At 71.1% G+C, this 22,482-nt stretch carries 20 protein-coding genes; 9 read left to right on the top strand and 11 right to left on the bottom strand.

The features are described 5' to 3' along the window. Positions 1-20: 20 nt before the first annotated feature. The 3 genes from ACFYO9_RS01705 to ACFYO9_RS01715 all read left to right on the top strand — a co-directional run bounded on the left by ACFYO9_RS01705 (position 21) and on the right by ACFYO9_RS01715 (position 2,121). Positions 21-548, top strand: coding sequence for a S1 RNA-binding domain-containing protein (locus tag ACFYO9_RS01705; protein ID WP_388665911.1), 528 nt, complete (start codon positions 21-23; stop codon positions 546-548). Between the two features lie 198 nt (positions 549-746). Then, on the top strand, positions 747-878 hold the full coding sequence (locus ACFYO9_RS01710; protein WP_358779197.1) for a hypothetical protein: 132 nt from the start codon (positions 747-749) through the stop codon (positions 876-878). 499 nt (positions 879-1,377) lie between these two features. Continuing rightward, positions 1,378-2,121 carry a helix-turn-helix transcriptional regulator gene (locus ACFYO9_RS01715; RefSeq protein WP_358779198.1) on the top strand — a complete coding sequence of 248 codons (744 nt, stop codon included), beginning with the start codon at positions 1,378-1,380 and terminating at the stop codon, positions 2,119-2,121. A gap of 16 nt (positions 2,122-2,137) precedes the next feature. Here the strand turns inward: ACFYO9_RS01715 and ACFYO9_RS01720 are convergent, their stop codons facing one another. Then, on the bottom strand, positions 2,138-3,163 hold the full coding sequence (locus tag ACFYO9_RS01720) for an ATP-dependent 6-phosphofructokinase (RefSeq protein WP_355802675.1): 1,026 nt from the start codon (positions 3,161-3,163) through the stop codon (positions 2,138-2,140). A gap of 311 nt (positions 3,164-3,474) precedes the next feature. Between ACFYO9_RS01720 and pta the strand changes: the two genes are divergently transcribed. The 3 genes from pta to pyk all read left to right on the top strand — a co-directional run bounded on the left by pta (position 3,475) and on the right by pyk (position 8,299). Continuing rightward, positions 3,475-5,556, top strand: coding sequence for a phosphate acetyltransferase (gene pta / locus ACFYO9_RS01725; RefSeq protein ID WP_358779199.1), 2,082 nt, complete (start codon positions 3,475-3,477; stop codon positions 5,554-5,556). Between the two features lie 24 nt (positions 5,557-5,580). Then, the gene (locus ACFYO9_RS01730) at positions 5,581-6,795 is read left to right on the top strand and encodes an acetate kinase (RefSeq protein ID WP_358713666.1); all 1,215 of its coding nucleotides are present in this window, start codon (positions 5,581-5,583) and stop codon (positions 6,793-6,795) included. 73 nt (positions 6,796-6,868) lie between these two features. Beyond that, positions 6,869-8,299, top strand: a complete 1,431-nt coding sequence (gene pyk / locus ACFYO9_RS01735; protein ID WP_355802681.1) for a pyruvate kinase — start codon at positions 6,869-6,871, stop codon at positions 8,297-8,299. A gap of 72 nt (positions 8,300-8,371) precedes the next feature. On the opposite strand, the gene ACFYO9_RS01740 is transcribed toward pyk, so the two are convergent. The 4 genes from ACFYO9_RS01740 to ACFYO9_RS01755 form a co-directional block, all read right to left on the bottom strand. Next, positions 8,372-9,808 (bottom strand): hypothetical protein, encoded by a 1,437-nt coding sequence (locus tag ACFYO9_RS01740; RefSeq protein ID WP_358779200.1) that lies wholly within the window; start codon positions 9,806-9,808, stop codon positions 8,372-8,374. Continuing rightward, positions 9,798-10,361, bottom strand: a complete 564-nt coding sequence (locus ACFYO9_RS01745) for a DUF6114 domain-containing protein (RefSeq protein WP_355802685.1) — start codon at positions 10,359-10,361, stop codon at positions 9,798-9,800. The genes ACFYO9_RS01740 and ACFYO9_RS01745 overlap by 11 nt, the downstream gene beginning before the upstream one ends. Positions 10,362-10,523: 162 nt before the next feature. Next, on the bottom strand, positions 10,524-11,141 hold the full coding sequence (locus ACFYO9_RS01750) for a DUF6230 family protein (RefSeq protein WP_355802687.1): 618 nt from the start codon (positions 11,139-11,141) through the stop codon (positions 10,524-10,526). 669 nt (positions 11,142-11,810) lie between these two features. Then, positions 11,811-12,794, bottom strand: coding sequence for a tetratricopeptide repeat protein (locus ACFYO9_RS01755; protein WP_358779201.1), 984 nt, complete (start codon positions 12,792-12,794; stop codon positions 11,811-11,813). A 340-nt stretch (positions 12,795-13,134) separates the two neighbouring features. On the opposite strand from ACFYO9_RS01755, the gene ACFYO9_RS01760 reads away from it, so the two are divergent. After that, positions 13,135-13,773: a TetR/AcrR family transcriptional regulator gene (locus tag ACFYO9_RS01760; protein WP_358779202.1), complete on the top strand. Its 639-nt coding sequence runs from the start codon at positions 13,135-13,137 to the stop codon at positions 13,771-13,773. A gap of 49 nt (positions 13,774-13,822) precedes the next feature. Here ACFYO9_RS01760 and ACFYO9_RS01765 read toward each other — a convergent pair whose 3' ends face one another. After that, a complete protein-coding gene (locus ACFYO9_RS01765) occupies positions 13,823-14,827 on the bottom strand; it encodes an SDR family NAD(P)-dependent oxidoreductase (protein WP_355802693.1) in 1,005 nt (334 codons plus the stop codon). Then, a complete protein-coding gene (locus tag ACFYO9_RS01770; RefSeq protein WP_355802695.1) occupies positions 14,824-15,972 on the bottom strand; it encodes a UDP-N-acetylglucosamine--N-acetylmuramyl-(pentapeptide) pyrophosphoryl-undecaprenol N-acetylglucosamine transferase in 1,149 nt (382 codons plus the stop codon). The genes ACFYO9_RS01765 and ACFYO9_RS01770 overlap by 4 nt, the downstream gene beginning before the upstream one ends. A gap of 64 nt (positions 15,973-16,036) precedes the next feature. Here ACFYO9_RS01770 and ACFYO9_RS01775 point away from each other — a divergent pair, with 64 nt between their 5' ends. Together ACFYO9_RS01775 and ACFYO9_RS01780 are read left to right on the top strand one after the other, a co-directional pair. Continuing rightward, complete coding sequence (locus ACFYO9_RS01775; RefSeq protein WP_355802697.1) at positions 16,037-16,780, top strand: response regulator transcription factor; 744 nt, start codon at positions 16,037-16,039, stop codon at positions 16,778-16,780. After that, complete coding sequence (locus tag ACFYO9_RS01780) at positions 16,777-18,174, top strand: HAMP domain-containing sensor histidine kinase (protein WP_358779203.1); 1,398 nt, start codon at positions 16,777-16,779, stop codon at positions 18,172-18,174. The genes ACFYO9_RS01775 and ACFYO9_RS01780 overlap by 4 nt, the downstream gene beginning before the upstream one ends. A 12-nt stretch (positions 18,175-18,186) precedes the next feature. Here ACFYO9_RS01780 and ACFYO9_RS01785 read toward each other — a convergent pair whose 3' ends face one another. The 4 genes from ACFYO9_RS01785 to ACFYO9_RS01800 form a co-directional block, all read right to left on the bottom strand. Next, on the bottom strand, positions 18,187-19,278 hold the full coding sequence (locus ACFYO9_RS01785) for an alpha/beta hydrolase (protein ID WP_355802701.1): 1,092 nt from the start codon (positions 19,276-19,278) through the stop codon (positions 18,187-18,189). 535 nt (positions 19,279-19,813) lie between these two features. Beyond that, complete coding sequence (locus ACFYO9_RS01790) at positions 19,814-21,514, bottom strand: methylmalonyl-CoA mutase family protein (protein WP_358779204.1); 1,701 nt, start codon at positions 21,512-21,514, stop codon at positions 19,814-19,816. Positions 21,515-21,587: 73 nt separating this feature from the next. Next, positions 21,588-21,920, bottom strand: coding sequence for a DUF3817 domain-containing protein (locus ACFYO9_RS01795; protein ID WP_358713685.1), 333 nt, complete (start codon positions 21,918-21,920; stop codon positions 21,588-21,590). Positions 21,921-21,972: 52 nt separating this feature from the next. Continuing rightward, positions 21,973-22,482, bottom strand: a complete 510-nt coding sequence (locus ACFYO9_RS01800; RefSeq protein ID WP_355802705.1) for a MarR family transcriptional regulator — start codon at positions 22,480-22,482, stop codon at positions 21,973-21,975.

Consider the following 22,482-nt stretch of genomic DNA (forward strand, 5'->3'; position numbering starts at 1 on the left):
GCCTCGACAGGAATATCAGGATGAGCAGCAGCGAAAATGCATCAACGAGAGCAGTTCTCGAATCCCTGCAACCGGGACAAGTGTGCAAGGGACCTGTATCCGCCGTCACTTCCTTTGGCGTTTTCGTGGACCTGGGCGGTGCAGTCGGCCTCATCACCGTGGCCAACCTGTCCTGGCAGCGCTTCGAGCACCCGTCGGAGGTCGCCCGCGTGGGCGACGAAGTCGTCGCGTCCGTGCTGAGCGTCGACCTCGACCGGGAACAGGCGTCACTCTCGCTCAAGGAGTTGCTGCCCGACCCACTGCTCGCTTTTGCACGCACGCGATTCGGTGAAGCAGTGGTCGGATCGGTGACCAAGACCACCCCCATCGGTTCTTTCGTTCACCTTGAGGGTGACATCGAAGGACTCCTGCCCCTCTCCGCCATCGAATCGTCCGGAATCAAGGCCGAAGTCGGCGATTCGCTGGCGGTGCGCGTGGATTACGTCAATGTCGCCATGCGCCGGATCACGGTGTCCCTGGCAGACGCCACCGACGGCAACGGCTCGTGAGAACGGATTCGGCAACTGACCTTCCCACCCTTTGACGCCGGGTGATCCGCACCAGGTGCGGCGCCTCTTGGACACCCTGGGCGGAGTTCTGGGCCTCCTCCGCGGAGTGCGCGTTACAGCCGGCTTCGTCGATGACACGGGTGAGCCCGTATCTCCGGCGTGCCGAAGTGAGAAGCCAAGCACAGCGGGGAGACTTCGATGGTTTTCCTGCGCAGGCTGGACGACCTCTGGGAGACGGGCGAGCTGCCCCAACAGTTCGAGGAGATAGCTTCGTGGCCAGGAACAAGTACCGTCGCCCGTTCGATCTTCGTCCGCCGGACGGAATCGTAGGGATGGGATTGTCTCCGCGACCGGTGTGGTCCCGACGACAACGAGAACGGCTTCCGGTCGTCCCGCACCTTCCGGATGTGGCGCTACGGGGCGGGCCACTCCCAGCTGCATCTGCGCGCCACCCCGGACGCCGACCACGAGGAGTGTCTCGACCTGCACTTCGAGGGCATCGCCGCCCTCCAGCTCGGCACGTGGCACGTGGCACCTGAGGTCAGGGTCGCCGACGAGGATGAGCGGGCCGCTCTGGTGGAGCTGGCCGCCGAGTCGGGCGCGGGTGGACGCCACTTGGCCATCGCCTTGAGAGGCTCGTCGGGCACCGGCCTCGTGCTCTGCAGAAGGGTCCGCGCGCTGCGAGGCGGCGCACGGATCCCCTGTCCGGTACCGAGGACAGCGAGGTGCTCTGGAATCCGCGGGGGTAGCCCCCGTACCTTCCCACCACCCCGCAACCTCGTAGGAACACACCGTAGTCACCACCCCCGCAGCCGCCTACGGTGTGCCCGTGCAATCGAGCCAACCGCCGCACCACCCTCACCCTCAAGGGCAGCCCACGTCCGCGCAGCCCACGCCCCCCTTCAACTTCCCCGCCGCCCGGCGCCTTCGCGAGGCGCTCGGGATGGCGCACGGGCATGTCGCGTACGGGATGCGGGCCAGCTACGGGCTCACCTACGTCACCGCCGACACCATCGCCGCCTGGGAGCGCGGGCTCGCCGCGCCGACCTCCGCCGAGCTCACCGCGCTCGCCGCCGCCCTCTGGTGCTCACCCGGGGACCTCATGGGCGCCGCCCGCACCCTGCGCGAGCACCGGCTCGCGCGCGGGCTCGCGCCCGAGGACGTCGCACGGGCCGCCGGCGTGGAGATCCAGGCCTACCTCCGCATGGAGGAGACCAGCACCTGGCGCGGCAACGAACGGCAGTCCGCCGCCCTCGCCGGCGCCCTCGACCTCTCCCCCGCCGACTTCGTCACCGTCACCGGACGGGCCGAACAGCTCACCGAGCTGCTCCGCAGCGCCGTCACCACCCGCTGGCAGGGGTACGTGCGGCCCGTCAGCAAGCTGCTGCCCGTGGAGAAGCGGCACGTCGAGGACGTGCTGCGGCAGATGCACGACGACTACCAGTCCCGGATGACCCGCACCCTCAGCTGGGGCGGCGGGGCCGGTTCGGACGCGTCCGGTGAGGCCGGGCGGGACTACCTGGAGCGGGTCCTCGAACACTTCTGGGGGTTGGTGCGCGGCGGACGGGGGTGAGCTGGACGGGGGTGAGCTAGAAGACCGACTCCGCCTCGTCCATCCGGTCCTTCGGCACCGTCTTCAGCTCCGTGACCGCCTCCGCCAGCGGCACCATCGTGATGTCCGTGCCGCGCAGCGCCGTCATCCGGCCGTACTCGCCGCGGTGCACCGCCTCCACCGCGTGCCAGCCGAAGCGGGTCGCGAGGACGCGGTCGTACGCCGTGGGGGTGCCGCCGCGCTGGACGTGGCCGAGGATGACCGGCTTGGCCTCCTTGCCGAGGCGGGCCTCCAGCTCGTACGCGAGGGCCGTGCCGATGCCCTGGAAGCGCTCGTGGCCGAACTGGTCGATCGCGCCCTTGCCGTAGTTCATCGTGCCGTCCTGCGGGTGCGCGCCCTCGGCGACGCAGATCACCGCGAACTTCTTGCCGCGCGAGAAGCGCTCCTCGACCAGGGCGACCAGGTCGGACGGGTCGAAGGGGCGCTCCGGCAGACAGATGCCGTGCGCGCCGCCCGCCATGCCGGACTCCAGCGCGATCCAGCCCGCGTGGCGGCCCATGACCTCGACGACCATCACGCGCTGGTGGGACTCCGCGGTCGTCTTCAGGCGGTCCATCGCCTCCGTCGCCACGCCGACCGCCGTGTCGAAGCCGAAGGTGCGGTCCGTGCCGGAGATGTCGTTGTCGATGGTCTTGGGGACGCCGACGACCGGCACGCCCGCGTCGGACAGCATGCGCGCCGCCGTCAGGGTGCCCTCGCCGCCGATCGGGATCAGCGCGTCGAAGCCGCTGCGTTCGATCAGCTCCTTGGCGTTGTCGCAGGCCGCGCGGAAGCGGTCGCGCTCCAGGCGGGAGGAGCCGAGGATGGTGCCGCCCCGGGCCAGGATGCCGCTGACCGCGTTCAGGTCGAGGGCGCGGTAACGCCCGTCGAGCAGGCCCGCGTAGCCGTCCTCGAAGCCGATGACCTCGTCGCCGTAGTGCGTCACGGCGCGGTGCACGACCGACCGGATCACTGCGTTGAGGCCGGGGCAGTCGCCGCCCGCGGTGAGAATTCCGATACGCATCGCGCTGTGTCTCCTGCTCGCTGCTGGTACTTGTGAGCCGGTCCGATTGTTCCACGGCCACAACGCGGTCGCCGCTCACCGATGTGCGACGGATGCCCGTACGAAGGGTGGGCAGGGACCTTGGTACCGCCTGTGCGGGGCCTTTCGTCCGGCGGGCGGCTTAACCAGCCGCAGAGGTATTGTCAAGAGGGCACAGCCACGATATCGGGGTATTTGTCCAGCTCATCAGGGCAGCGGAGAACCAGCTCATCAGGGCGCCGGAGAACCAGCTCAGCAGGCACCGGAGAACACCGGAGAAGGGGAGAGCACGCGTGACGCGCAGCGTGTACGTGACCGGGATCGACCGGGGCGACGGTCGCCAGGTCGTCGAACTGGGAGTCATGGAGCTCCTCACCCGTCGGGTCGACCGGGTCGGTGTCTTCCGGCCGCTCGTCCACGACGGCCCCGACCGCCTCTTCGACCTGCTGCGGGCCCGCTACCGGCTCGCCCAGGACGCCGCGTCCGTGTACGGCATGGACTACCACGAGGCGTCGGCGCTCCAGGCCGAGCAGGGCACCGACGAACTGGTCTCGCGCCTCGTCGACCGGTTCCACCGGGTCGCGAGGGATTATGAGGTCGTCCTCGTGCTCGGCACGGATTTCGCGGACACCCAGCTGCCCGACGAGCTCGCGCTCAACGCCCGGCTCGCCAACGAGTTCGGCGCCTCCGTGCTCCCCGTGGTGGGCGGCAGGAAGCAGACCGCCGAATCGGTGCGCGCCGAGACGCGCAACGCCTACCGCGCGTACGACTCGCTCGGCTGCGACGTCCTCGCGATGATCACCAACCGGGTGGCCCCCGCCGACCGCGACGAGATCCACCGGCTGCTCGGCCCCGACCTGCCCGTGCCCAGCTATGTGCTGCCGGACGAGCCCGCGCTCTCCGCGCCGACGGTGGCGCAGATCACCCACGCCCTCGGCGGCCGCGTCCTGCTCGGCGACGACTCCGGGCTCGCCCGTGACGCGCTCGACTTCGTCTTCGGCGGCGCCATGCTGCCGACGTTCCTGAACGCCCTGACGCCGGGCTGCCTCGTCGTCACCCCCGGCGACCGCGCCGACCTGGTGGTGGGCTCGCTCGCCGCGCACAGCGCCGGCACGCCGCCCATCGCGGGCGTGCTGCTGACCCTGAACGAGCAGCCGGGCCCGGAGATCCTCACCCTCGCCGACCGCCTCGCCCCCGGCACCCCGGTCGTCGCGGTCTCCGGCGGCTCCTTCCCGACCGCCGCCGAGCTCTTCGCCCTGGAGGGCAAGCTGAACGCGGCGACGCCCCGCAAGGCGGAGACCGCGCTCGGCCTCTTCGAGCGGTACGTCGACACGGCGGACCTCATGGGCCGCGTCTCGGCGCCGAGCAGCGACCGCCTCACGCCGATGATGTTCGAGCACAAGCTCCTGGAGCAGGCCCGCTCGGACCGGCGTCGCGTCGTGCTGCCCGAGGGCACCGAGGAGCGGGTGCTGCGCGCCGCCGACGTGCTGCTGCGCCGCGGCGTCTGCGACCTGACGCTGCTCGGCCCGGTCGAGCAGATCCGCAAGAAGGCCGCCGACCTCGGCGTGGACCTCGCCGACACCGAGCTCACCGACCCGCAGACCTCCGAGCTGCGGGACCGTTTCGCCGCCAAGTACGCCGAGCTGCGCGCCCACAAGGGCGTCACCGTCGAGCTCGCGCACGACGTGGTGGCGGACGTGAACTACTTCGGCACGCTGATGGTTCAGGAGGGCCTCGCCGACGGCATGGTCTCGGGCTCCGTGCACTCCACGGCCGCGACCATCCGGCCCGCCTTCGAGATCATCAAGACCAAGCCGGAGGCCTCGATCGTCTCCTCGGTCTTCTTCATGTGCCTCGCCGACAAGGTGCTCGTGTACGGCGACTGCGCGGTGAACCCGGACCCGAACGCCGTGCAGCTCGCGGACATCGCCGTCCAGGCGGCCGCCACCGCCCGGCAGTTCGGGGTCGAGCCGCGGATCGCGATGCTCTCGTACTCGACCGGCACGTCCGGTTCGGGCGCCGACGTCGACAAGGTCCGCGAGGCCACCGAGCTGGTACGTGAGCAGCGCGGCGACCTCAAGATCGAGGGGCCGATCCAGTACGACGCCGCCGTGGAGCCCTCCGTCGCGGCCACGAAGCTGCCGGGCTCCGACGTCGCGGGTCTGGCCAGCGTGCTGATCTTCCCGGACCTGAACACCGGCAACAACACCTACAAGGCCGTGCAGCGCTCGGCCGGCGCGATCGCCGTCGGCCCGGTCCTGCAGGGTCTGCGCAAGCCCGTCAACGACCTGTCCCGGGGCGCGCTCGTCCAGGACATCGTCAACACCGTCGCCATCACGGCGATCCAGGCCCAGGCCCAGACGCCCACCCCGTAACCCCACAGAAAGCGTCCCGAATCCGTGACCGCTACGCGCGTACTCGTCCTCAACTCCGGCTCCTCGTCGGTGAAGTACCAGCTGCTCGACATGCGTGACAGCTCGCGCCTCGCCGTCGGTCTGGTCGAGCGGATCGGCGAGGAGACCTCGCGGCTCAAGCACACCCCGCTGGCCGGCGGCGCCGAGTCGCGGGAGCGCGAGGAGCCGATCGCCGACCACGAGGCGGCGCTGAAGGCCGTCGCCCAGGAGCTGGCCGCCGACGGGCTCGGCCTCGACTCCCCCGAACTGGCCGCGATCGGCCACCGGGTGGTGCACGGCGGCCTGAAGTTCACCGCGCCGACCGTGATCACCGACGAGGTGCTCGCGGAGATCGAGCGCCTTGTGCCGGTGGCCCCGCTGCACAACCCGGCCAACATCACCGGCATCCGCACCGCCCAGGCGCTGCGCCCCGACCTGCCCCAGGTCGCCGTCTTCGACACCGCGTTCCACACGACGATGCCGGAGGCCGCGGCGCGCTACGCCATCGACGTGCGCACGGCCGACGAGCACCGCGTGCGGCGCTACGGCTTCCACGGCACCTCCCACGCGTACGTCTCGCGGCGCACCGCGGAGCTGCTCGGCAAGGCGCCCGAGGACGTCAACGTCATCGTGCTGCACCTGGGCAACGGCGCCTCGGCGAGCGCGGTGCGGGGCGGGAAGTGCGTGGACACCTCGATGGGGCTCACGCCGCTGGAGGGGCTCGTGATGGGCACCCGCTCCGGCGACCTGGATCCGGCGGTCATCTTCCATCTGGCGCGGGTCGGCAATATGTCGGTCGACGAGATCGACGTACTGCTCAACAAGAAGAGCGGGCTGATCGGGCTCTGCGGCGACAACGACATGCGGGAGATCCGGCGCCGGGTGGACGAGGGCGACGAAGAGGCCGCTCTCGCCTTCGACATTTACGTCCATCGCCTGAAGAAGTACATCGGCGCCTATTACGCGGTGCTCGGCCGTGTCGACGCCGTCGCATTCACCGCGGGCGTCGGCGAGAACGCGGCCCCGGTGCGCGAGGCGGCCGTGGCGGGCCTGGAGGAGCTGGGCCTGGCGGTCGACGGTGCGCTCAATTCCGTACGTTCCGACGAAGCCCGGTTCATTTCGCCGGAGTACGCGCGCGTTGCCGTCGCCGTGGTGCCGACGGACGAAGAATTGGAGATCGCCGCGCAGACGTATGCGTTGGTCGAGAACCGCAACGCCTGAGCGGACATCCGCCCATTTGTAGATTCCACCAGACGGAATATTCCGTAGCGAAACAAACCGATAGGATCGCCCCATGCGCCGTTCCAAAATCGTCTGCACGCTGGGCCCCGCCGTCGACTCCGAAGAGCAGCTCGTCTCGCTGATCGAGGCCGGCATGAACGTGGCCCGATTCAACTTCAGCCACGGCACGCACGCCGAGCACCAGGGGCGGTACGACCGCGTCCGTGCGGCCGCCGCGAAGACCGGCCGTGCCATCGGTGTCCTCGCCGACCTGCAGGGCCCCAAGATCCGTCTGGAGACCTTCGCCGAGGGACCCGTCGAGCTGGTGCGCGGTGACGAGTTCACCATCACCACCGAGGACGTGCCCGGCGACAAGTCGATCTGCGGCACGACCTACAAGGGTCTGCCCGGCGACGTCTCCAAGGGCGACCAGGTCCTGATCAACGACGGCAACGTCGAGCTGCGCGTCGTCGAGGTGGACGGCCCGCGCGTCAAGACGATCGTCGTCGAGGGCGGTGTCATCTCCGACCACAAGGGCATCAACCTGCCCGGCGCGGCCGTGAACGTGCCCGCGCTCTCCGAGAAGGACATCGAGGACCTCCGCTTCGCCCTGAAGATGGGCTGCGACATGGTCGCCCTCTCCTTCGTGCGCGACGCGAGCGACGTCAAGGACGTCCACAAGGTGATGGACGAGGAGGGCCGCCGGGTCCCCGTCATCGCCAAGGTGGAGAAGCCGCAGGCCGTCGCCAACATGGAGGGCGTCGTCGCCGCCTTCGACGCCGTCATGGTCGCCCGCGGCGACCTGGCCGTCGAGTACCCGCTCGAGAAGGTCCCGATGGTGCAGAAGCGCCTCGTGGAGATGTGCCGCCGCAACGCCAAGCCGGTGATCGTCGCGACCCAGATGATGGAGTCGATGATCACCAACTCGCGTCCCACGCGCGCCGAGGCGTCCGACGTCGCCAACGCCATCCTGGACGGCGCGGACGCGGTCATGCTGTCGGCCGAGTCGTCCGTCGGCGCGTACCCGATCGAGACCGTCAAGACGATGTCGAAGATCGTCGTGGCGGCCGAGGGCGAGCTGCTCTCCAAGGGCCTGCAGCCGCTCGTGCCCGGCAAGAAGCCGCGTACGCAGGGTGGTTCGGTGGCCCGTGCCGCGTGCGAGATCGCGGACTTCCTGGGCGGCGAGGCGCTGATCGCCTTCACGCAGTCCGGTGACACGGCCCGCCGGCTCTCCCGCTACCGCGCGGCCCAGCCGATCCTGGCCTTCACCACCGACGAGGCCACCCGCAACCAGCTCTCCCTGAGCTGGGGCGTCGACTCCTACGTCGTACCGCACGTCGACAACACCGACGCGATGGTCGACCTCGTCGACGCCGAGCTGGTCAAGCTGAACCGCTTCAACGACGGCGACACCGTCGTCATCACCGCCGGTTCGCCCCCCGGCGTCCCCGGCACCACCAACATGGTCCGGGTGCACCACCTGGGCGGCGCCGAGCGGGACTGACCGCCGCACGCCTGACACGCACCGAGGGCGCCCCCCGCGACGGGGGGCGCCCTCGGTGCGTCGGCCCCGGATTCAGTCGGTGATCGACTGGTGCAGACCCGGGATCGTCAGGTTTCCGCCGAACTGGCCCGCCTGCTGCACCTTCACGTCCGTGAAGTAGATCAGCGGGATGTTCAGCGGCGGCGGGTGCTCGGGGTCGAAGGTGATCGGGATCAGACCGAACAGCTTGCCCGAGATGGACTCGGTGTACATCGTGGTCTCCCCGCCCCGGATCGTGGACGTGGTGCCCTTGGCGGCCTCGACGTGGTACTTCTTGCCGCCCGGTCCCTCGACGATCTGGTGCAGGTCACCGATGTCGGTGTTCTGGACGACGTACTTGAGGGCCTGCTTGCTCTGGCCGCCCGGCATCGTCAGGTTCACGACGCCCTGGTAGTCGGCGCCCTTGAGCGTGAGCGAGCTGGCCTCCAGGCGCCAGGGCTGGTTCGGGATCGGCGCGGGCGTCTGCTCGGCCTCTCCGTCGACCTTCTTCTCGACGACGCACGGGAACGGCTTCTTGCCGTCCGCGTCCGGTGCCATCGGGTCCGCGGCCTTGTCCTTCGCGTCCTCGGCGGCCTTGTCGAGCTTGTCCTGGAGCTTGTCGGCCTCGTCGCCGGCCTTGTCCGCGCCGTCCTTGACGCCGTCACCGACCTTGTCGAGGGCGTCCCCGACGGGCTTGGTGACCTTGTCGGTCGTGTCCTTGAGCGGGTTCTCGCCGTCGTCCGCGGTCTTGCCGTCGGCGGCCTTGTCGTCCCCGGACTTGTCGTCCGCCGCCTTGTCGCCGGCGGTCGCGTCGGAGCCGGTCTTCGCCGAGTCGGACGGGGTCGGGTCCGGGGTCTCGGACTCCTTCTTGTCCTTGTCGGGCGTGAAGACGTCCTTGAGGGCCTCGCCGACGCCCAGCGGGTCCCAGGGGTTCTTGGTCTCGGTGGGCTCGGGGGTCTTCCCGGACTCCTGCGCGCCGTCCTTGTCGCCGGTGGACGGGGTGGTGGAGCCGGTCTTGTCCTCCGGGTCCGCAGGGTCCGCCTGATCGCCCGAGGAGGGCTCGGTCGACGGCGTCGGCTTCCCGGCGTCGTCCTTCTTCGCCTCGTCCTCGTCCGCCCGCTTGTCGGCCTTCTTCGCCTTCTCGGCGTCCTTGGCCTTCGCGGCGTCCTTGGCGTCCTTCTCGGCCGCCGCTTCCTTCGCCTTGGCCGCGGCGTCCTTCTCCGCGTCCTTCTCGGCGTCCTTGTCCGGCGCCGTGACACACGGCCCGTCCTGGAAGGGGTTGTCCGGAACGCCCGGCTTCGCCTGCGCGAGCGTCGGGGTCAGGCCCATGCCCATGAGCACGGCGGTGGGCATCGCGGCGATGGCGATCGCCTTGCCCGCGGGTACCTGCAGCCGGGTCAGCAGCGGCTTCCTGGGTGCCGCGTGGCGCGGCCCGGTTCTCGCACGGGGCTCTCCCGCGAGGCCCTCGTGGTGCGCCTCGTCAGCCGGCACGGTGCCTCCCGTTCGTCCCGTTCGTCGGGCTCGTTCCTGACAGATCGTCCTGTTCGCCGCTCACCCCACCCGCGCCGGCCGCGGCGGTGGGCCCGGGGACCCCGTCGGTGCCGTCCAACGCTCCGGTCGTACGACCCTTCGCGGGCTCACCGGCGGGCTTCGCGTGCGCCCAGGAGACGCCGAGGGCGCCGCCGATCAGGGCGAGCAGGAAACCGATGACGAAGCCACCGAAGTTGGAGACCACCAGGGAGACCAGGGCGAGCAGAATCGCCGCGACACCCGCGAACACCCGGGAGTGCGGCTGGAACCACATGGTCAGGCCGAGCACGACCAACAGCACGCCGATGATCAGCGAGCCGGCACCGGCGGTGGTCGCCATCCGGATCGTCATCGTGCCGAGCGTGAGATTCGCGTACGGGAAATACATGATCGGGATGCCGCCGAGAAGTGTCAGCAGACCACCCCAGAACGGGCGCTGACCGCGCCACCCTCGGAAACGAAGGCGCATCCGGCCGAGCTTGTCGCCCAGTCCCACTTGCGCTTCGGCGCTCATGTCGTACAGCTCCTCGGGAATGGCGTTGGTTCTGTGTGTCGTGCGGATTCGGGCACGGGGACGGCTCCGTCAGATGCCGTCGCGCCCCCGCGCCCGGCCGTTCTCATCGCACGGAGTGCGCACCGGGCCGCCTAACTGCGACCCGTTAGGGCATCAACTGCCCTAGTAGCACTCGTGCTTGCCCTTCTTGACCGACATGCCGAGGCCAGAGAGCTTGAAGGTACCGGCGGTGGTCGCCCACGCACGCTGCTTGACATCGGTGAACTTCACCGACTCCGCCTGCTGCGCGAACGAGTCCGGGGCGTACTTGTCGCCCTTCGCCGGACCAGGGCCCTTGGTGGTCTGGTCGACCGAGACGCCGATGTCGACCTTGTGGAAGGTCGCGTTGGCCTTCAGGTCGTCGGCGTCGATGTACAGCTTCTTGGCCTGTACCTTCGGACCACCCTCGCCACCGGCCTTGAGGGTCATCGACACATCGCCGAAGACCGGGACCGGCACGACCACCGACTGGCAGAGATTGGTGATCGTCGCCGATTCGAGACCGACGACGGCCACCGGGTGGTGACCCGACTTGCCGCTGTCAAGGGCTCCGTACTGGACGAACCCCTTGCCGTTGAGCTCCTTGGCCGTCACCTTGAACTGCTGGCCGGACACACTGAACGATGCCGCGAGCGCACCCTGGGACAGGGCGACGCCTATCGCGGCAGTCGCCGCGACGCTCGGCACCATGACCACGGCGAACCGCTTCCATCTGGTTCCGCCACGAGCCACGGACTCCATGACTTTCCTCCTTCTCGGACGTACATCTCCGGCCCTGACTGCTCCCTTTCGGGCGGCTCAGCCGGGCAGGGATGGGAGAAGTGCTACGTCCTCGGGAAGGAGAGCGCCCGCATCGGAGGCGCGCAACCGCACCACACTTCACCGGCGATCACCCCCGAGCGACAACCACTGGTCGCGCCTGACGCATCACGCACAACCTCGCGGACAGGCCCTGCCGGGACCGGCAGAGACCCCCCTGTCCAAGACCGGCGACGGCGTCACCGGCCTGCTCGGTGGGGACCCAGAAGGCCCGCTCCCGACTGGCTTTCGGGCTGCGGGTCATCGGACCGAGCGTCGCCGATCGTGGTGCATTCTCGCCCCCCGCACAAGGGGGTTCGTTACTCGCTAGTAACGGCCGGATAACCGAAGCGCGACCGCGCGGTATCGATCGGGCACGGACCGTGGCCCAAAGGGGAGGAGCAGAACGGGACATGAGGGGAGGGAAGCACCCAGAAGGAAGCCGTTCTCTTACTACGAGTAACAGTGGCCGCGTTTACCAAGTTTTGGCAAAACGCGGCCACTGTTGCGTCCTGGGAACAGACTTTTCACTCCGGCATCACAAGCCCCGGCGTTTAGGGACTGGTCAGCCGACGGGCCGGGGACGGACTCGGCCACGGGTTCGACATCCGGTCAGAAGAGCACCCGGGCGAGCTTGGTGCGGGCCGCCGTGACGCGCGGGTCCTCGGCGCCGACCACCTCGAAGAGTTCGAGCAGGCGCACGCGCGCGGCGTCCCGGTCGTCGCCGGCCGAGCGCGCCACGGCGTCGATGAGCCGCCCGAAGGCGTCCTCGACGTGACCGCCCACCAGATCCAGGTCGGCGGCGGCGATCTGCGCCGCCACGTCGGCGGGCCGGTCGGCGGCGTCCTTGCGGACGGTCTGCGCGTCCAGGCCCTGGACCCGGCGGAGCAGTTCGGCCTGGGCGAGGCCGAGCTTGGCCTCGGTGTTGGCGGGGTCGTCGCTGAGCACGTTCTTGTACGCCTGGACGGCGCCGGCGAGATCGCCCGCGTCCAGCGCCTGGACGGCCGCTTCGAGCAGTGCGTCGTACGGACCCGCGGGCACCTCGGCCGGGGCCGGGGCCTCCTGGCCCTGCGCGTCGCCGTCGACCACCAGGCCGGTCAGTCCGAAGCGCTCCTCGCCGACCTGGATGAGCTGGTCCAGGGTCTGGCGGATCTGCGCCTCGGGTGCGGCGCCCTGGAAGAGGGGCAGGGCCTGTCCGGCCACCACCGCGAAGACAGCCGGGATCCCCTGGACCCCGAACTGCTGCATCAGCATCTGGTTCGCGTCGACATCGATCTTGGCAAGGAGGAAACGGCCGTTGTATTCCTGCGTGAGCCGCTCCAGGAGGGGGCTCAGCTGCTTGCACGGCTCGCACCACTCGGCCCAGAAGTCGATGACGACCGGGACCTCGGTGGAACGCTGCAGGACCTCGCGCTCGAAGCCCGCCTCGTCGACATCGATGACGAGGGAGGCCGGGGAGATCGCGGCGCCGGCCGCTCCCCCGCCCTGCCGGGCCGCTTCGGCGCGCGCCTGCTCCGCCTTCGCCTTGGCCTCCTGGGCCGCCTTCACCGCGGCGAGGTCGACGACACCGCTCATGGACATGTTCCGTGGCTGCATGAGTACATCCTCCCCCAACCCGTGCGGGAACCGCGCCCGTCCGTGACCCCCCGCCGGATTGCGGGGTCACCGGGGGCGCGCTTCAAGGTCCCGAGGAGGACCGTCGGTTGGCGCGGGGTCCCCACCCCGGGCCGGTGGTCGTGCTGTGCGTGGTCGTGCTGTGGTCGTCGCTCGTGGCGTTCGCTGCCGCCGCGGGGGTGTTTCGCCGTTCACCGCGGTCGGCAACTTTCGCTACAGGTCGTAGCGTAACTGCCCCCTCCGGGGCGCGGAACGGCGCCTTCGGTGATCTCGCTCACTCCGCACCCCGGATCGCTCCGTACTGGCCGGTATGGTCGCGCCCATGCAGAGCCGTACGTCCACCACTCCTGCCACCCGCACCGGCGGCCGCCCGCGCAGCGCGACGGCCGACGCCGCGATCCTGGAGGCGACCCGGCAGGGCCTCGTCGAGCTCGGCTGGTCCAAGCTGACGCTCGGCGCCGTCGCGACGCGGGCGGGCGTCGCCAAGACGACCCTGTACCGGCGCTGGGCGGGCAAGAGCGAGCTGGTCGTGGACGCGGTGGCGGAACTCTTCGACCAGCTGGAGCTGCCGGACCGGGGCAGCCTCGCGGCGGACATCGAGGGCGTCGTCCTGCAGTTCGCGGCGCTGCTCGGGCGGCCCGAGACGAAGACGGCGCTGATGGCGGTGGTGGCGGAGTCGACGACGGACGAGCCGCTGCGGGCCCGCATCCGGGCGTCCATCGTCGACCGCCAGAAGCGGCTCGTCCTCGCGGGCCGCAAGCGGGCCGAGGAGCGCGGCGAACTCCCCGCCGAGCCCGACGCGGTCTCGGCGGGCCGCACCGCCGACCTCATCTTCGACGTGATCGCGGGCGCGGTGGTCCACCGCGCCCTGGTCAGCGCGGAACCGGTGGACGAGGAGTGGGCACGACGGTTCACGCTGCTCCTGCTGGGCGGCTTGGCGGCGGCAGCGGCGCAGGCATAGGGGGCGCGGGGAACTGCGCGACCGGCCCCCACCGGCCCGCGGAGGAAACTCAGACCTGATACCGCTCAGGAGCAAACAGCCGCAAGTTCTCGGCGACCCAAGCCGACGTGTGCTTGAGCCCCTCCATGAGGGACACCTCCGGCACCCAGCCCGCCCACTCCCGCGCCCGGGAGTTGTCCGACAGAAGCCGCTCCACCTCGCTCCCCGAAGGGCGGAGCCGCGCCGGATCCACGACCACCGACGCCTCCCGCCCGGACGCCGCGATCAGCGCCTGCGCGAGGTCGCCGATGGAGATCTCCCGGCCCACCCCGAGGTTGACCGCGTGGCCGAGCGCCCGGTCGGCGACCGCCATCGCCATGAAGCCGCGCGCCGTGTCCGTCACGTACGTGAAGTCACGCGTCGGCGTCAGCGAGCCCAGCTTGATCTCCCGTGCGCCCGCGTGCAGTTGCGCGAGGATCGTGGGGATGACCGCGCGCGCCGACTGCCGCGGCCCGTACGTGTTGAAGGGGCGGACCACCGTCACCGGCAGCTCGAAGGCGTGCCAGTGCGACAGCGCCATCATGTCGGCGCCGATCTTCGACGCGGAGTACGGCGACTGCGGCTGCAACGGGTGCGTCTCGGCGATCGGTGCCGTCAGCGCGGTCCCGTACACCTCGCTGGTGGAGGTGTGGACGAGCCGCCGCACGGAGTGCCGCCGGCAGGCCTCTGCGACGTTCTCGGTGCCGACCACGTTCGTCTGGACGTAGGCGCCGGGCGAGTCGTACGAGTACGGGATGCCGATCAGCGCGGCCAGGTGGAAGACCGTGTCGCAGCCGTCGACCGCGTCCATCACGCGCCCCGCGTCCCGCACGTCGCCCGCGATCATCTCGACCCGCGGGTCGCCGATGAGGTGCGCGAGGTGCCCCTTCTCCGCGTACGGCTTGTAGTGCACGAAGGCGCGGACCTTCGCGCCCGCCTCGATCAGCAGGTCGACCAGGGTCGAGCCGATGAAGCCCTCGGCGCCGGTCACGAGGACGGTGCGGTCCTGCCAGCTGAACGTCGTGGTGGTGCTCATGCGTACTCCAGGTGAGGGGTGGTGGTGTGGGCGAGGTGCAGGACCCGCTCGGCGAGCAGGTCGGCGGCGCGGGCGTGCGGCCCGGGGTCCGCGGCGCCGCTCATCGCGGCGAGCCGTACCGGGTCCGCGAGCAGCGGCCCGAGCAGCCCCGCGAGGCGGTCCGCGGTGGTCTCGGCGTCGGGCAGCAGGAGGCCCGCTCCGGCGTCGGAGAGGACCCGCGCGTTGTGGGTCTGGTGGTCGCCGGGCGCGTGCGGGTAGGGCACGAGGACGGCGGGGACGCCGGTGGCGGCCAATTCGGCGACGGTCGCCGACCCGGCCCGGCAGACGACGAGGTCGGCGGCGGCGTAGGAGAGGTCCATGCGGTCGAGGTAGGGCACGGCGCGGGCGACGGCGTCGCCGCCCTCCGCGGCGAGCCGGGCGCGCGTCTCCTCCAGCGCCGCCGGGCCGGTCTTGACGAGGAGGTGGACGTCGCTGCGGTGCCGCCAGCGCGCCGCGAGGCCGACCGCGGCCTCGGTGAGGCGGGCCGCGCCGAGGCTGCCGCCGTTGAAGAGGACCAGCCGCGCCCCCGGCGGTACGCCGAGCTCGCGCCGCGCCTCGGTGCGCAGCGCGGCCCGGTCGAGCGCGGCGAGCGGCGCGGCGATCGGCATCCCGGTGGTGTACGCGCGCTCGCCGCCCGGCAGATGGGCGCGGCTGCGGTCGAAGGCGACCGCGATGTTCGGGGTGAGCCGGGCCGCGAACCGGTTGGCGCGACCGGGCACCGCGTTGGACTCGTGGATGAGGCTCGGCAGTCCGGCCATCCGGGCGCCGACGATGACGGGGGCGCTGGGGTAGCCGCCCATGCCCACGGCGACCTGCGCGCCCTGCTCGCGCAGGATGGCGCGGCACTGGGCGCCGGACTTCAGCAGCGCGGCGGGCAGCATGAAGCGGCGCGCGCCGAGCGACGGGTCGAAGGGGATCATGTCGACGGTGTGGAGGCGGTATCCGGCGTCCGGTATCAGCCGGGTCTCCAGGCCGCGTTCGGTGCCGACGAAGGAGATCACCGCGTCGGGCACGGCCCTGCGGAGCGCGTCGGCGAGGGCGAGGCCGGGGTAGATGTGCCCGCCGGTGCCGCCCGCACCGATGACGACGGAGAGAGAGGTTCGCATGGCATGGGAGCTTCACGCGGGGGTCTAAGAGGGTTTTAAGAGCCGCGTTTGGCACCTTTGGTCCATGAGCTTCGCGAGCGTGACCAGCAAGGGTGGCCCGCCGGGTGCGGGTGAGGGGCCGCGGCACCGGATCCTCGTCGTCGACGACGACCCGGAGGTCCGTGCCGCCGTGGAGGACGCGCTGACGGTCGAGGGCCACCAGGTGCGGGGCGCGGCGGACGGCCACCGGGCGCTGACCGCGGTGGCGCGCTGGCAGCCGGATCTGCTGGTCCTCGACGTGCTGATGCCGGTCATGGACGGTCTCGCGGTCTGCCGCCAGCTGCGCGCCGCGGGCGACCGTACGCCGGTGCTCGTGCTGACCGCCCTGGACTCGGTGAGCGAGCGCGTGGACGGCCTGGACGCGGGCGCCGACGACTATCTGGTCAAGCCGTTCGCGCTGGACGAGCTGGTGGCCCGGGTGCGGGCGCTGCTCAGGCGGGCGACGCCGGAGCGGGCCGCGGACGACGGCGACGAGCTCGCGTACGGCGATCTGGTCCTCGACCCGGCGACGCGCACCGGGCGGCGCGGCGGGCGCCGGGTGGAGTTCAGCCGTACGGAGGCGGTCCTGCTGGAGCTGCTGCTGCGCAACGCGGGGCAGGTCCTTCCGCGCGAGCTGATCCAACAGGCGGTGTGGGGGCGGGACTTCGGCCCGGACTCCAACTCCCTTGCGGTGTACGTGGGTTATCTGCGCCGGAAGCTGGAGTCGGGCGGCGAGCCGCGGCTCGTCCACACGGTGCACGGCGTCGGCTACCGGCTGGGCTCCCCGTGAGCGCGCGGCGCAGGCTGGGCGCGCGCTGGCGGCGCCGCAGGCCGCTGCGGACCCGGCTCGCGGTGATGGCGGCGGCGGCCGTGGCGGTGGTGGCGGTCGGGGTGTGCGCCGCCGCGTTCTTCGTGATCCGCTACAAGCTGTATCAGCAACTCGACCAGAATCTCGCCCAGTCGGCGACGCTCGTCGCCCAGCAGCACCGCTCCGAGGGCCCCGGCGTGCTGGCCGGCGAGTGCCGCTTCCTCGGCGCCCCGGCCTGCTCGCAGGTGGTCCCCGCGGACCCGGCGGACGACCCGGCGCAGCCGTTCCTGCTGCCGGTCTCGGGGCCGACGCGCGCGGTCGCCGCCGGTCAACGGGCCCCGTACTACACGAACTTCACGCTGCCCGGCGGCAAGCCGGGCCGGATGCTCACGACGTCGTTCGGCAAGGGTGAGGCGGTGCAGGTCGCGCTGCGCGCGGACATCGCCGAGCGCGGGGTGCGCCAGGCCGCGTCGCTGCTCGCCGCGGTGGGCGGTGCGGGGGTGCTGCTCTCGGCGGCCGGCGGCTACTGGGTGTCGCGGACCGGACTCGCGCCGATCACACGTCTCACCGCCACCGCCGAGCGCATCGCGGCCACCCGGGACGCCCGGCACCGCATCGAGCTGCCGCCGGGGCCGCCGGGGCGTGAGGGGCACGAGGACGAGGTCACCCGCCTCGCCGCCACGTTCAACACGATGCTGGCGGAGCTGGAGGAGTCCGTCGCGGCCCGGCGCAGGCTCGTCGCGGACGCCTCCCACGAACTGCGCACCCCGCTCACGGCGTTGCGCACCAACGCCGAACTGCTCGCCAAGGCCGACCGGTTGACCGACGCGCAGCGCGACCGCGCCTCGGGCGCTCTCGGCCGGCAGCTGCGCGAGGTCACGGGTCTGGTCAACGACCTGATCGAACTGGCCAGGGACGCGGAGCCGCAGCCGCTGCTCGAAGAGGTGCGGCTCGCCCCGCTGACCGCCCACGTGGTGGACGCGGCGCGCGGCCACTGGCCCGCGGTGCCGTTCGCGCTGCGGGTGGCGCCGGAGGCGGCAGAGCTCAGCGTGCCGGGCGTGGCGGCGCGGCTGTCCCGGCTGCTCACCAACCTCCTCGACAACGCGGCGAAGTTCAGCCCGCCGGGCGCCCCGGTCGAGGTGTCGCTGACCGCCGTCGACCTGACGGTGCGCGACCACGGCCCGGGGATCGCCGAGGAGGACCTGCCCTACGTCTTCGACCGCTTCTACCGCGCCGAGAAGGCCCGCGCACTGCCGGGTTCGGGCCTGGGCCTGGCGATGGCGCGGCAGATCGCGCACGCGCACGGGGCGGAGCTGACGGCGGAACGGGCGCCGGGCGGGGGCGCGCAGTTCCGCCTGTCCCTGCCGGAGAAGTGAGGCGCCGGGCGGCTACTTCTTCGCCCAGGCGCAACTGCCCAGCTGCGCCTTGCCCTTGGCGACGAGGCGGTCGGCCTCGCGGGCGACGAGGACGCGGGTCTTGTCGCCCTTGCAGATGACGGTGCGGTCGCCGTGGCCCGCCAGGTCGACCAGGATCTGGTCCCAGTGCCGGTACTGCACGTCGTGCCCGGAGTCCGCGTAGGTGCGCACCCGCTCCTCGCCCGGCAGCGCCTTCTGCCAGGTCTTCAGGGTGGCCGGCGGCACGGTGGTGTCCTTCTTGCCGCCGTAGAGGTAGACGGGGGCGTCGAGCTCGGACAGGTCGGGGCCGGGGCGCCCGCAGTACAGCTTCTGCTCGTGCACCTGGGGCGCCGGGTCGGCCTGCTGCCCGCGCTGGTTGTACGTGCGGGCGCCTTCCTCGTACGCGGTGTCGGCGAAGCCGGGGATGGACTTGACGGGGCTGTCGTCGGGGAAGGCCCACCACGTGCGCGGGTCCTTGATCTGGTCCTTCACGGCGGCGGCGAGCGCGTCGTCGGAGAGGCCGCAGTAGGCGGGCTTCGTGCCGTACGGGGGCAGGGCGGCGGCGAGGTGGAGCTGGGAGATGCGGTCGGGGGCGGCCGCGGCGAGCTCGGCGGCGTAGGGGCCGCCGCCGGATATCGCGATCACGGACACGTCGTCGACGCCGAGCTTGTCGAGGACCTGGAGGGCGTCCTTGGCGTAGTCGGCCTTGTCCAGGTCCTTGTCGTACGCGGTGTCGCCGAAGCCGTTGCGCTCCACGGAGATGAGGCGCAGGCCCAGGTCCTCGCGGGTGGTGCGGAAGAAGTCGGTCATGTGCGAGGCGCGGGCGCTGGTGCCGGTGCCGCCGATGAACAGGACAGGCTTGCCGTCCTTGTTGCCGGTGTCCGAGTAGTGCGCGGTGCGCCCGTCGGAGAGCTTCGCGGCGTGCACCTCGGGGCCGAGCGAGTCGAAGGCGTCCTGCACCTTCGGCTCGGGCGGCGGGCTCGCGCTCACCTCGCCGGACCCACCGATGAGCAGCGCGCCGAGGACGGTGGCGGTGGCGGCTCCGATGGCGATGGCGGCGGTGCGGGCGTGGCCGGACGAGGTCACGGGGTCTCCTGGGGCGGGGGGTGGTGGACCGGCGGTGCGCCTGCCCTGGCCCCTGGGCCCTAAACCTACGAATTCTCGCCGCCCACGTCATGGGTGAGGTCACCGTTTTTCTGCGCAGTTCCCCGCGCCCCTGAAACCGGCCGCCGGCGGGCTGCGGGTGCGTGCGGGGCGCGGCTCTTTCGCGCAGTTCCCCGCGCCCCTGAAAACCGTCGTCTGCTGCGGGTGCGTGGAGGGTGCGGCACTCTTGCGCAGTTCCCCGCGCCCCTGAAAACCGTCGTCTGCTGCGGGTGCGTGGAGGGTGCGGCACTCTTGCGCAGTTCCCCGCGCCCCTCAAACCCACCGTCGGCTGCGGGAGCGTGCGGGGCGCGGCTCTTTCGCGCAGTTCCCCGCGCCCCTGGGCGCCCCTTCGGGGCGAGCCGGGGCGTCGGGGGGTTTTTAGGGGCGCGGGGAACTGCGCGAGCAACCCCCACCCACCCGCAGACAAGCAACACACGAGCAGACCCCATCAGGGGCGCGGGGAACTGCGCAAAAACTCTTAAAACCCCGGAGGCTCCACGTACACGCCCCACTCGTCCCGAAGGACCCCGCAGATCTCGCCCAGGGTCGCCTCCGCGCGGACCGCGTCCAGCATGGGGGCGATCATGTTGGAACCGTCCCGCGCGGCCGCCAGCATCGCGGCAAGAGACGTGCGCACCCGCGCCTCGTCCCGTCGCTCCTTGCGTCCCGCGAGGTCCCGGACCTGCTCCCGCTCGACCTCGTGGCTGACCCGCAGGATCTCCAGGTCACCGGTGACGGAACCCTCGTGGCAGTTGACGCCCACGACCCGCTTGTCGCCCTTCTCCAGGGACCGCTGGTACTGGAAGGCGGACTCGGCGATCTCGCCGGTGAACCAGCCGTCCTCGATGCCGCGGAGGATGCCCGAGGTGATCGGGCCGATCGGGTGCTGCCCGTCGGGGCAGGCCCGCCGCCCCCGCTCCTTGATCTGCTCGAAGATCTTCTCCGCGTCGGCCTCGATGCGGTCGGTGAGCTGCTCGATGAACCAGGAGCCGCCGAGCGGGTCGGCGACGTTGGCGACGCCGGTCTCCTCCATCAGCACCTGCTGGGTGCGCAGCGCGATCTCGGCGGCCTGCTCGCTCGGCAGCGCGAGGGTCTCGTCGAGGGCGTTGGTGTGCAGGGAGTTCGTGCCGCCGAGCACCGCGGCGAGGGCCTCCACGGCCGTCCGTACGACGTTGTTGTACGGCTGCTGGGCGGTGAGGGAGACCCCCGCCGTCTGCGTGTGGAACCGCAGCCACTGCGCCTTGTCGGACCGCGCCCCGTACACCTCGCGCATCCAGCGGGCCCAGATCCTGCGGGCCGCGCGGAACTTGGCGATCTCCTCGAAGAAGTCGACGTGCGCGTCGAAGAAGAAGGAGAGGCCCGGCGCGAAGACGTCGACGTCCATGCCGCGGGAGAGGCCGAGCTCCACGTAGCCGAAGCCGTCCGCGAGGGTGTACGCGAGCTCCTGCGCGGCCGTCGCCCCGGCCTCGCGGATGTGGTAGCCGGAGACCGAGAGCGGCTTGTACGCGGGGATGTCGCGCGCGCAGTGCTCCATCAGGTCGCCGATCAGGCGCAGATGCGGCTCGGGCTGGAAGAGCCACTCCTTCTGCGCGATGTACTCCTTGAAGATGTCGGTCTGCAGCGTGCCGTTGAGGACGGCGGGGTCGACGCCCTGGCGTTCGGCCGCGACCAGGTACATACAGAAGACGGGGACGGCGGGACCGCTGATCGTCATCGACGTCGTGACGTCGCCGAGCGGGATGTCCTTGAAGAGGACCTCCATGTCGGCGGCGGAGTCGATGGCGACGCCGCAGTGCCCGACCTCGCCGAGCGAGCGCGGGTCGTCGGAGTCGCGGCCCATGAGGGTCGGCATGTCGAAGGCGACGGAGAGGCCGCCGCCGCCGTTGGCCAGGATCATCTTGTAGCGCTCGTTCGTCTGCTCGGCGTTGCCGAAGCCCGCGAACTGGCGGATGGTCCAGGTCCGGCCGCGGTACCCGGTGGGGTGCAGGCCGCGCGTGTAGGGGTACTCGCCGGGCCAGCCGATCCGCTCGAACCCGTCGTAGGTGTCGCCGGGCCGGGGCCCGTAGACGGGGTCGACCGCGTCCCCGGAGAGCGTGGTGAAGTCCGCGTCACGCTTGCGGGCCTTGTCGTAACGGGCCTGCCAGCGGCGGCGGCCTTCCTCGATCGCGTCAGCGTCCATACCCCCGAATTTACTTGGACGTCCTAGTAAATGTCGATGGCTGACCGCCACGGACCTGTCCGTGGCGGTGCGGTTACGCCTTGGCGGTGACCGGGGTGCCGTCGGCGATCAGCGGCTGCACCTCGCGGACGACCTTGCGCTCGACGAAGAACGCGGCGGTCGGGATCGTGCCGGAGATCAGCACCCACAGGAGCTTGCCGAACGGCCACTTCGCCTTGGAGCCCAGGTCGAAGGCGAAGATCAGGTAGATGATGTAGAGCACGCCGTGGATCTGCGACACGACGAGCGTCAGACCCTCGCCCTTGTCGAAGCCGTACTTGAAGATCATGCACGCGCACAGCACGAGCAGCATGACGGCGGTGACGTAGGCCATCACCCGGTAGCGGGTCAGCACGCTGGATTTCATGCCTCCGAGCGTAACCGTCCGTTTTGCGCGATCTTCGCCGACCCCGGCGCTCCTACTGCTCCTCGAAGTCCCGCGCCGCGACCCGCAGCGGCCGGAGCGTCGCGAAGATCTCCGCGCACTCCTCCGCGTCGTACACCCCGAGCCCGAAGTCCATCGCCATCAGCTCGCGCGTGGCGGCCTCGACGACCTCGCGGCCCTTCTCCGTGATGGAGGCGAGCGTGCCCCGGCCGTCGTTGGGGTTCGGGCGCTTGTCGACCAGACCGGACCTGACCAGCCGGTCCACCGTGTTGGTGACCGAGGTCGGGTGCACCATGAGCCGCTCGCCGATCTTCGACATCGGCAGCTCGCCGGCCTTCGAGAAGGTGAGCAGGACCAGCGCCTCGTACCGCGCGAAGGTCAGGCCGTACGGCTTGACGACCGCGTCGACCTCGGCGAGCAGGATCTGGTGCGCGCGCATGATCGAGGTGATCGCGCCCATCGCCGGGACCGATCCCCAGCGCTGCTTCCAGAGCTCGTCGGCGCGGGCGATGGGATCGAAGGGGAGGCTGAGCGGCTTCGGCAC

Source organism: Streptomyces sp. NPDC005863 (genome assembly GCF_042871345.1).
GTDB lineage: Bacteria > Actinomycetota > Actinomycetes > Streptomycetales > Streptomycetaceae > Streptomyces.